This window comes from Metabacillus rhizolycopersici (assembly GCF_020075705.1).
Map to the genome: position 1 here is coordinate 1 of NZ_JAIQUM010000124.1, position 9121 is coordinate 9121.

The 9121-nt window shown below is 33.7% G+C and carries 10 protein-coding genes and 1 pseudogene; 3 read left to right on the forward strand and 8 right to left on the reverse strand.

What is annotated here, in order from left to right; all coding sequences use genetic code 11:
• A pseudogene (locus K9V48_RS25940) lies at positions 1 to 295 on the reverse strand (hypothetical protein); the annotation flags it as partial.
• Positions 296 to 844: 549 nt separating this feature from the next.
• Here K9V48_RS25940 and K9V48_RS25945 point away from each other — a divergent pair.
• Together K9V48_RS25945 and K9V48_RS25950 are read left to right on the forward strand one after the other, a co-directional pair.
• Positions 845 to 982 carry a hypothetical protein gene (locus K9V48_RS25945; protein WP_224141982.1) on the forward strand — a complete coding sequence of 46 codons (138 nt, stop codon included), beginning with the start codon at positions 845 to 847 and terminating at the stop codon, positions 980 to 982.
• A complete protein-coding gene (locus K9V48_RS25950; RefSeq protein WP_224141983.1) occupies positions 983 to 1213 on the forward strand; it encodes a hypothetical protein in 231 nt (76 codons plus the stop codon).
• 235 nt (positions 1214 to 1448) lie between these two features.
• Here the strand turns inward: K9V48_RS25950 and K9V48_RS25955 are convergent, their stop codons facing one another.
• From K9V48_RS25955 to K9V48_RS25975, 5 genes are all read right to left on the reverse strand, one after another.
• Positions 1449 to 2333: an aminoglycoside 6-adenylyltransferase gene (locus tag K9V48_RS25955; protein ID WP_224141984.1), complete on the reverse strand. Its 885-nt coding sequence runs from the start codon at positions 2331 to 2333 to the stop codon at positions 1449 to 1451.
• Positions 2334 to 2623: 290 nt separating this feature from the next.
• Positions 2624 to 3385 (reverse strand): undecaprenyl pyrophosphate synthase, encoded by a 762-nt coding sequence (uppS, locus tag K9V48_RS25960; RefSeq protein WP_224141985.1) that lies wholly within the window; start codon positions 3383 to 3385, stop codon positions 2624 to 2626.
• A gap of 620 nt (positions 3386 to 4005) precedes the next feature.
• Entirely contained in the window at positions 4006 to 4227 is a 222-nt protein-coding gene (locus K9V48_RS25965; protein WP_224141986.1) for a helix-turn-helix domain-containing protein, read from the reverse strand.
• A 10-nt stretch (positions 4228 to 4237) separates the two neighbouring features.
• Positions 4238 to 4729 carry a DUF2975 domain-containing protein gene (locus K9V48_RS25970; protein ID WP_224141987.1) on the reverse strand — a complete coding sequence of 164 codons (492 nt, stop codon included), beginning with the start codon at positions 4727 to 4729 and terminating at the stop codon, positions 4238 to 4240.
• Between the two features lie 377 nt (positions 4730 to 5106).
• Positions 5107 to 5508: a GyrI-like domain-containing protein gene (locus tag K9V48_RS25975; protein ID WP_224141988.1), complete on the reverse strand. Its 402-nt coding sequence runs from the start codon at positions 5506 to 5508 to the stop codon at positions 5107 to 5109.
• A 242-nt stretch (positions 5509 to 5750) separates the two neighbouring features.
• Here K9V48_RS25975 and K9V48_RS25980 point away from each other — a divergent pair, with 242 nt between their 5' ends.
• Positions 5751 to 6203 carry an AraC family transcriptional regulator gene (locus K9V48_RS25980; RefSeq protein WP_224141989.1) on the forward strand — a complete coding sequence of 151 codons (453 nt, stop codon included), beginning with the start codon at positions 5751 to 5753 and terminating at the stop codon, positions 6201 to 6203.
• A gap of 253 nt (positions 6204 to 6456) precedes the next feature.
• Here K9V48_RS25980 and K9V48_RS25985 read toward each other — a convergent pair whose 3' ends face one another.
• Positions 6457 to 7314, reverse strand: coding sequence for a hypothetical protein (locus tag K9V48_RS25985; RefSeq protein ID WP_224141990.1), 858 nt, complete (start codon positions 7312 to 7314; stop codon positions 6457 to 6459).
• Positions 7315 to 8043: 729 nt separating this feature from the next.
• The coding region (locus tag K9V48_RS25990) for a fructose-bisphosphatase class III (RefSeq protein WP_224141991.1) at positions 8044 to 9121 on the reverse strand (1078 nt) is incomplete at its 5' end.

The window sequence follows — 9121 nt, forward strand, 5'->3', positions numbered from 1 at the left end:
GTTCTTCTTTCGTAGAAATGTACATTTTCTTAAGTTCACTTTGAGATTTCATCAAAGCATTTGCTTCCTGAACAACTGAATTTGTGTAATAATCGTTCATTTCAAAACGATTTTTCACTGTTAAGTGGAGGGATTTATCCCGCTTACTTTTCCCTGAACGCTTTTCTACCACTTGTATTTGAAAGGAAAAGTGCTTTGCTCGATTAAACAATAGAAGGGAGTGAGAAATGGCATCTACATAGACTTTAGGCAACGTATTTTTGTAGATTCTTTTTGAAAAATAAGCCTTTTTCATTTCTCCTCCACCTCCAGAACGTACATTCGATAAGGTTGTTATAACAAAAAGTTTATCCAATTTACCATATTTGAACAAAATATTTTCAAAAGAAAAAAAGAGCCATTCATCCCCACTTATCCGCTATCTCGTCTTGAAGATGGGAGTCTTCTGGCTAGAAAAGATAAAAATAGTCATCTTTAAAAAAATCATTGTTCCTCGTTTCATAATGCACCTTATTTTTGTTCTAATTCTATATATTATTAAAAATAAAGAGCATCCCTGCTTACGTTAGTAAAAAAGCGTCTCCACTTATTGTAGAAACGCACTCTTTAGTTAAATAAGCTTTGGCCTATCAATTCCATTCACTGAAACTAATATCAATTACGCCACTCTGTTCAAATTCATCATCATAAAAGAGATACCTATATCCTGAAGGGTAATTTTCGGTTTTTATCTTTGCAATAATGGTCAGAATATCACCTGATATGGCTATTCTTTTCAAGAGAAAAACATAAGTTCACCAATAAGGGACAAACTGTATTTGAAATAAGAAAGGAGATGTGAGACATGACAAAAAAATTTAATAAAGGCAGCCGTAATCAAAATTCACCGCAATTACACGGACAAGTTCCTGTTAGTGGGGACAACAGTAAAGGAACTAAAAGAAATAAAGATCAGAGCGATAAAACAGATGGTGTAATTTAAATGAAACAAACCGGTCATATTCAGACCGGTTTGTTTCATTTGTTAGATAATCTTCTTATTTATCCCACCTTAACGGGCAGTAAAACTCCCACTTCAAGATTCGAGAGAAGCAAAGAAGATAAGGGGGAGATAACTGCCCGTAAAGATCCGATAAGTCTCACTTTATTGTTCCCAGTAATTTTTATCGCAGCAGTGTTATCATTGATATATGTTGGTATAGCTTCATCCTGATGATCTTCACCATAGAAAGCTTCTTGAATTTCGAGATTAGCTTCCCCACCTTACTTAAAGTAATACTTATTTCTTTACTTAAATGGACCACTTCAGGAGAGAAGCCTTTTTATTCAAGAAGTGCGTCCGATAATTGAATAACACATGCATTTTTATTAGCTAGTTTAGTTCACAAACTCATTGGTTTAATTTTAGAATCTGATATTTGGAAAAAAGTTATGATTCACATATAGTTTTAATTAATAATTCCCCTTGCATCAACAGGTAAATTTCGTACTTGTTTAAGATATTCCGTCATGTTTATATCATCCTCAACTGGATATATAAAAGAAAAATACCCAGCTACATCTTGAGATAAAGCCCGAAACAATTCACATGTGACAAAAATAGAATTCCACAAATTATCATAATCACTGTCAGAATATGTTTCTTTATACATCTCCCAATATGGTTCTGGGAGATACTTTTTAAAATACTTTCCCATTTTTCCCGTTGAAACTTGGAAATCATGTTTAGTCCCAATCCACCATGAAACCATCTCATCTAACCTAACTCTTATTACATATTCAAACATTTGCTTTGCATATGGCAATTCACCACGCCAAATTCCTTTTGCTACGTTTTGTAGGCACCACCAAAAATCATTATAGCAACTAATAAACATAGCTTTCGTTGGTTTTTTTACGTGATAATCAATATCTGTTGGATCTGGAATAAGTGGTAGAATTTTATCTTTATCTAATAATGGAATTGTAAGTTTATCCTTTTCATAACATTCAATCATTGCTTCTTTTGTTTGAATACGAAGGTCAATACGATTTCCATCTTTAAAAAGCATTAAATATCCGTAAGAACGTTCAAAGTCCACAGCCATACCAACAAGTTTATCGTTTTTATCAGGCTCTTGAATCATAAGCAGTTCTCCAAAAATACTAATCCATTTCTCGTCATTTATAAAAGAGGCTGTTTCAGTCACTACATAAACAATATCGTAATCCCGAAAAATATCTTTTGGAGCATTGGGATTGGTTCTTGACCCGTTCATATAGACTGCACGAATTCGTTCATCATTTTGAGCTACTCCCAATATCAAATCAAACATTTCTTTATCGCTTCTCATAACTCCCCACCCAGCAAAATGAAAATTTCTTCATCTATTTGCTTCATATCGTATCTAAATATGAATTCAATTAAATAATGATAATTCCTTCATAATCTTCTATATATTAAAGAAATTCCAATTTCTTCTTGAATTTTTATTCAAGAATCTGGCCCTTATCTGGAATAACATGACTAATATTTTTAAACAAATGTAAGGTTTTTTCTTGTTGTGGCTACTATCAAAAAGCGTGGTTTTTGAGATTAACAAAAAGAGGTGAATATTCGTTGCTTCATGTTCCATTCACCATCTTATATTCCACCATACCTTCTCTTTCGTTGCCGGTATTCCTCAAGTGCCTGCAGAAATTCCTTCTCGGAGAAATCTGGCCACAGCACATCGGTAAACCAGAACTCCGTATACGCCAGCTGCCAGAGCAGGAAATTGCTCAGGCGTTTTTCCCCGCCGGTGCGAATAAGCAGGTCAGGGTCTGGCATACCGGCTGTATACAGGTATCCTGAAAACTGCTGTTCATCCACTTCATCCATTGACAATTTCGCATCGTTTATATCCGCGAACATTTCTTTCATGGCATTCAGAATCTCGTGTCTACTTCCATAGTTGAGCGCAAGATTCAGCTGAAGACCGTCATTGTCCCGGGTACGGTCAATTGCATACTGTACGGCTTCACGTGTATAGGCCGGAAGATTTTCCATATCACCGATTGCCTCAATGCGTACATTATTGGATATAAGGTCTGGCAGATAAATATGTAGAAACTCCTTGGGAAGTCTCAATATAAAGTCTATCTCAGGCTTTGGACGTTTCCAGTTTTCCGTGGAAAACATATAAAGTGTCAGAACCTTCACCTTGCATTTGACTGCTGCCTTGACAATTTTTACGACGGTAGATACTCCTTCTTTATGGCCAGCAACTCTGGGCATGCCCCGCTTCCCGGCCCAGCGTCCGTTTCCGTCCATAATTATGGCTATATGGTCCGGTGTATCACCCTCTGGATAATGGAAGCATTCTTTCGATTGTTTATTATTAAAAAAAGGAATTTTTATTGACATTGTCTGTCCCCCTAAAATGTTGTTGCTGTCCTCTCCATTTACCCTCCACAGACAGGGACGGACACAGCATATTGTCAGAATGGGATTCAGGTGTCTTTATTACTTCCAGAAACTACTCTTTCATAGAAGTAACTATTTCATTTATAACTTTTTCAACGATCTTACTACATTGATTAAAGTTCAACCATTCACGATCTATAAGTTGTTATTCTAGAATCTAGTAAAGTATCGTATCACTGAATCACATCGAACTATATTGTATAAGAGACATGGACTCTTTCATTATGTCTCTATTTTGATAATCTTTTAACAGCTTTCCGGAAGAAGTCCCCTTCCTCAAGGAACGAAGTGAGTAGGGAGGGGATGAATTTCGGTTAGGCATTAGTCTAAAGATTCTCGACATATTGCCAGTTATTATTGTGACCCAGAAACTCGCAATCTTTTAGATTGACCTGTTTGTACGACTTATTAGGCTTAGTGATGTAGCTCCCATGAATATTTTTGACATACGCCATACCTGTCCCAGTAAAGCCTGTATCAAATTCTTAAATAAACTTAATTTTCATCAATTTATTGAAGTATAAAGCAGGTGGTATCTAAAACACCTGCTTAGTTCATTATTATTCTTGAGTGTCTTCGTCGCTTTTGTATTCTAAAACATCTCCAGGTTGACATTCTAAAGCCTTACAAATCGCTTCTAAAGTTGATAATCGAATCGCTTTTGCCTTTCCATTCTTCAATATAGAAAGATTAGCCATCGTTATTCCAACCCTCTCAGAAAGTTCTGTGACACTCATTTTTCGTTTGGCCAACATCACATCAATATTGATTATTATCGCCATTGTTATCACCTCAGACCGTTAAATCATTTTCTGATTTTATATCTATAGCTTCTTTTAAAAGCTTTTGAAGAACAGCAGCAAAGACTGCGATAACCATTGAAGCACCAACAATAACCATTCCGATTAATACGAGACCTGGTGCGTCATCCCACTCAGCTATGATATAGACCAATGGTAAGGCTACCACATACAAGCCACTGATTGTGATGGCACAGTTTTTGATTTTCTTTAGAGCTCTTACAGATAATTCCGAGAAAGCTTGGTTCTTGTCAATATAACTTAAAATTCTTAATGCCTGATACAATGCAAAGTAAAACGGGATTGTCGATACATACATAATAGTTAAAAGGCCAAATACCACATAAGCCAACTCTGCCCCCTTTTTCGCTTCTTCAATTGCTTCATTCGCTATCTGAGGCAACAAAAAGATGCACAAAGCAAGAATAGGAATGCCAATGAAGATAACAGCTACCTTTAAAAATAATGTTGAACCTCTTTTCATAAAAAGCACCTCTCTTATTTATTTTCGATTTGATTTTAGCACGTAATTTATCGTTTTACAATAAAACTTTATCTTTTTTATTTCTTTTTTTATTGTTATACACTTTTTATTTTAGACAAATAGAAAAAGCATTCCTCATTACAGAGAAATACTATAACTTTAAAATATTCGATTTATAACTTGTTCAACTTCCTGTTGCGTTTAAGTACAAATATTCACAATTTATATAAGTTGTTGTTCCACAATCTGGCTCTAAAATGCAAATAAGCACTGATCCTTATTAAAGGAAAGCGCTCTATTGTTGAAGTTTACTTGTTTAAAAAAAGCCTCGTTAATTTAACAACCTTCTATTAGCTGGTTTAAGTCAACAAGAATTGTCAATTCTTTATTGCTATGTAAATTTCAATTTCACCATTAGGGTAGTATTTCTCAAAATCATATGAGTAAGCTCTCTCTAATGTGCCTGCTTCTTCTTGCTCCCATATTTTACTCCAAGTATTATAGATTCCTTGTTCTTCAGATGTATCCACTTTAAAGATTTCGTATTTCTCGTTATTCGGTATTTCTATAAAAGATTCACCATCATTATCTTCAATAGCAACGCTTAATGAATAATTATCTTTATAGTTACTTTCATATTGATAATAAACACCATATGTAAGATTTTTATGGTTAGTCAAATGAGCAGAAGCCTCTTTCCACATTTCTGTGATTTTTTGCATCACACGTTCATCACTAAAATTATTCGTTCTAATGCTTTTTATGATTTTTAATTTCAACAGTTTTCACCCTTTCAGTATATCTATTCTCTACTAATAAGTTCAATAAAGTATTAGTATTTCCCTCTACAACAAACTACTTCTAAAATGAAATATAGCACCTAACCCTGCAGGAAAGCGCCCGTTGAATAAGGAAAGTTGTAGATTCAAAAATTTTAAAAAATAAAATGTATATATTTTTAAAGCATACTACATTCGAAATGTAACAAACAAATATAAATAAAGAAAGGAAGAAAAAACCTATGAAATTTAAAGTCGAAACACTTCCAAACTATCGCATCGCTTATGTGCGAAGAGTTGGTCCTTATGGTCCTGCAAATATTGAAGTAATGGAGAAGTTAAAAAAATGGGCTAAGGAAAAAAATCTTCTTAAATCGGCAATCCTACTTACAATTCCACAAGATAATCCTGAGACAACACTTCCTGAAAACTGTAGATTTGATGCTTGTATTGTGATTTCAAAAGATTATCAATTGGATGATTCAATTTGTGAAAGTGAACTTTCTAGTGGAAAACACCTTATTTTCGAAGTCAAACATACAGCAGAAGATATTCAAAAAGCATATACTGATATTTTTCCAACCATACAAATTAATGGATATCAATTTGATAAAAAACCCATTTTGGAAAGATACACTGGTGATATGATTAACAACTCTTATTGCGAAATATGTGTACCTGTAAAACCGTTATAGTTTGATTAGCTTTTTACTTGTTTAATACTTTATCATCAACAAAAATAGAGAGAAGAACAAGTGGCTTATCAGTCCAGATAACTTCTTGTTCTTCTTTCATTAATCTATCCGTTACTTGAAGTGTAGAAATCCACAATCTCTTCTAAACTTTAAGTTAGATATCTATGTGTTGTTCAACAATATGGACCTAAAATGGAAAGTGATCGCTTATCCTTGTTCCAGAATTGCGCCCGTTAATTGAACAATTATCTTTTTATCCTTTACTTAAAGACTTAATATTAGAATTTATCTCATCAACCATTTTTATTGGTTCGTCAGTCCTGAATACAACAGTTTTAACATATTTTTTTCTACCATATGAGCTTTTCATTAAAGCAGGTTCTTTTAAAAAGATTTCATACTGTGGAGAATCCATATTCAACATTGCATAGTACGTTTCTTTAGGTATTTTTTCCCCGATTCCACCTTGTTTTTTAGCGGTTTGTATACTTTCTATATTTCTAATATCCAATTCAATATTGCTTTGATATCCAAGGCGAATAATGAGCTTATCAAAATAAATAATATGAGGCAAAAATCTTACAGAATTATATAGTCCTATCATATAAAGCAAAGCGTAAATATTTAGTATCGTAAAAATCCACGCAGCAACGTCACTCCATAACTGAATAAGAAAATGAAATAATATTCCTTCCAATGTAATTAGGATTAAAAATACGATTACAATAGTCTTTATCTGTGAAGTCTTATGATAAGAATAGACTTTTTCATTTTCAATCACGGTTGGCTTTCTGAACCATACTACTATTGAGTAATAGAAAACACTTAGTTCTGTTAAAATCGCTCCTAAAACAAAACCATTTCCCAATTTGGGTTCAAGTGATATTCTCGCTATTTCAAGAAAATCATTTTCTTTACTTTTATTGTTTCCCTTATAGCGGATTATGCTTTTAATAATGCTATACACAACTACAATTACGATACTAACTTCCAAAACAGGTATAAGCCAAATCAAAATCTGATTAAAGAATTCCTTTTGCGTTGGAGGGATTATTAAATAGGAAGCTCCCAAACATACAATAAATGAAAGATATACTAATAATTTCGGCATTGACCTTGGACGTATCAATAACCAATAGATGCTCGTTGGAGGTAGAATTATTAGGGTTAGCGTTAATAAAATTACTGTAACATTGCTAATATTATTTATACGTAAGATAAAATAACTTCCTCCCATAAAACTTAGGAGTAACACAAGTAAAATTGGGACAAAGAATTTTTTTATGACCAACACCTCTCTAAATAATTGTAATTACATTTTCTCTTGTTCCAAAAACCACCATTTAGTTTAAGTACATTTCTTTACGATCCAATTCCAATGTTAACATAAATAGCCAATTTCATTTGAAGGTTTTGTTCCACAATCTGGGCCGATTGCGGAATAAGAAAAAATTCTACATCTCAACACAGAATTTTTAATCAAACTTTATTATAAATTATCAATCTTTTTTATAAAACTACATCAATTAGACCCCTAAATATGTACAAACAAAAGAACCTCACATCCTCTTATTTTAAGGACTTGAGGTTCTAGCATTCACATTCCTTGAGGATGGGAGACTTTTTCAGAAATCCGTTAAATTTCACATTACCATGTTCAAGGGTGGGTGATTTTTTTATCTCTAAAAGAGATAATGAACACTAGCAAATACATCATAAGCATCACCCCCCTTTCCTACTGGGGGAAGGCTGACCACCCTTGAGTTTTCCTAACTATTGCAATACAATTATAGCTTTACAGAACAAATATTCTATAAAGCTATAATCTATTAAATAATCATTATTTCTTTCTCTTCACATACCGATATTCCATCAAGCTAGTCAAAATAGAGACTTCCTGCAATAATTCCTCTCCTACATTTGTTTCTAACACCTTTTTTCTCTCGAGCTCTTTATCAACCAATCTTTTGACGGATAAGACATCTGTTCCATTGAGAAGAACATCTTCTTTTGATTGAAAATGTTGATGGGCGACAAGCTGCATGCCGTATGAATTGTATAATAACGTGTATCCGGCAATTCCTGTTGTGGATTGATATGCCTTTGAGAAGCCTCCATCGATGACAATCATTTTTCCATTTGCTTTAATTGGATTTTCTCCGTTAATTTCTTTTACTGGTGTATGGCCGTTTATAATATGACCTTGGTCAGGATCTAGATCAAATTCTGTGAGGATTTGACGGCAGGTTTCCTCATCTTCACGTAAATGGTAGTATGGGTTCTTTCTCTCTTTATGGGTTTTCTTATCCTTAATGAAATACCTTTCAAAGGTTGTCATTTCTCGTTTCCCAAATAGTGATGAATATTCTCCTGTCCATAAATACCAAACCATATCTGTTGCAAGATCGTCTGTCTCTTCAGGATGTGCAAAAGAATATCGTAAATAATGTTCAAAAATATCAAGTAAATCACGACCTGCATAGGTTTTATTTTCAATCACCATTTTTTCCATATTTCCTAGTTCATCTAAAGGAATACAGCCGTGTATTAATAAGTTCCCGTTATATTTCAAATAAAGACTGCCTTTTTTCATAAGAAAATTCATATGTCTGGCTAGCTTTTCTGAATGCTGAACTGAAAATAACAGCTTGTCCATCACTCGCGCTTCTTCCTCTAATAATTGATCAGGCTGCTCAGTATTAACCGTCGTAAAGCATGTATTTTCCAGTGGGTACGTTTCCCCATGAATCGTGATTTCATTTTTATCAAAATCAATTTTCTCAAGCAGCAACCTTTCTGACATATTAAAGGTCGGACGTCTCTTTATAATAGGACTTTCAAGCTTGAACTGAATCATCGCAATGGCTTGATGAATTTTCGTAATTTGTAATTGATCTGCTTCAGATAGTGGTTCATCT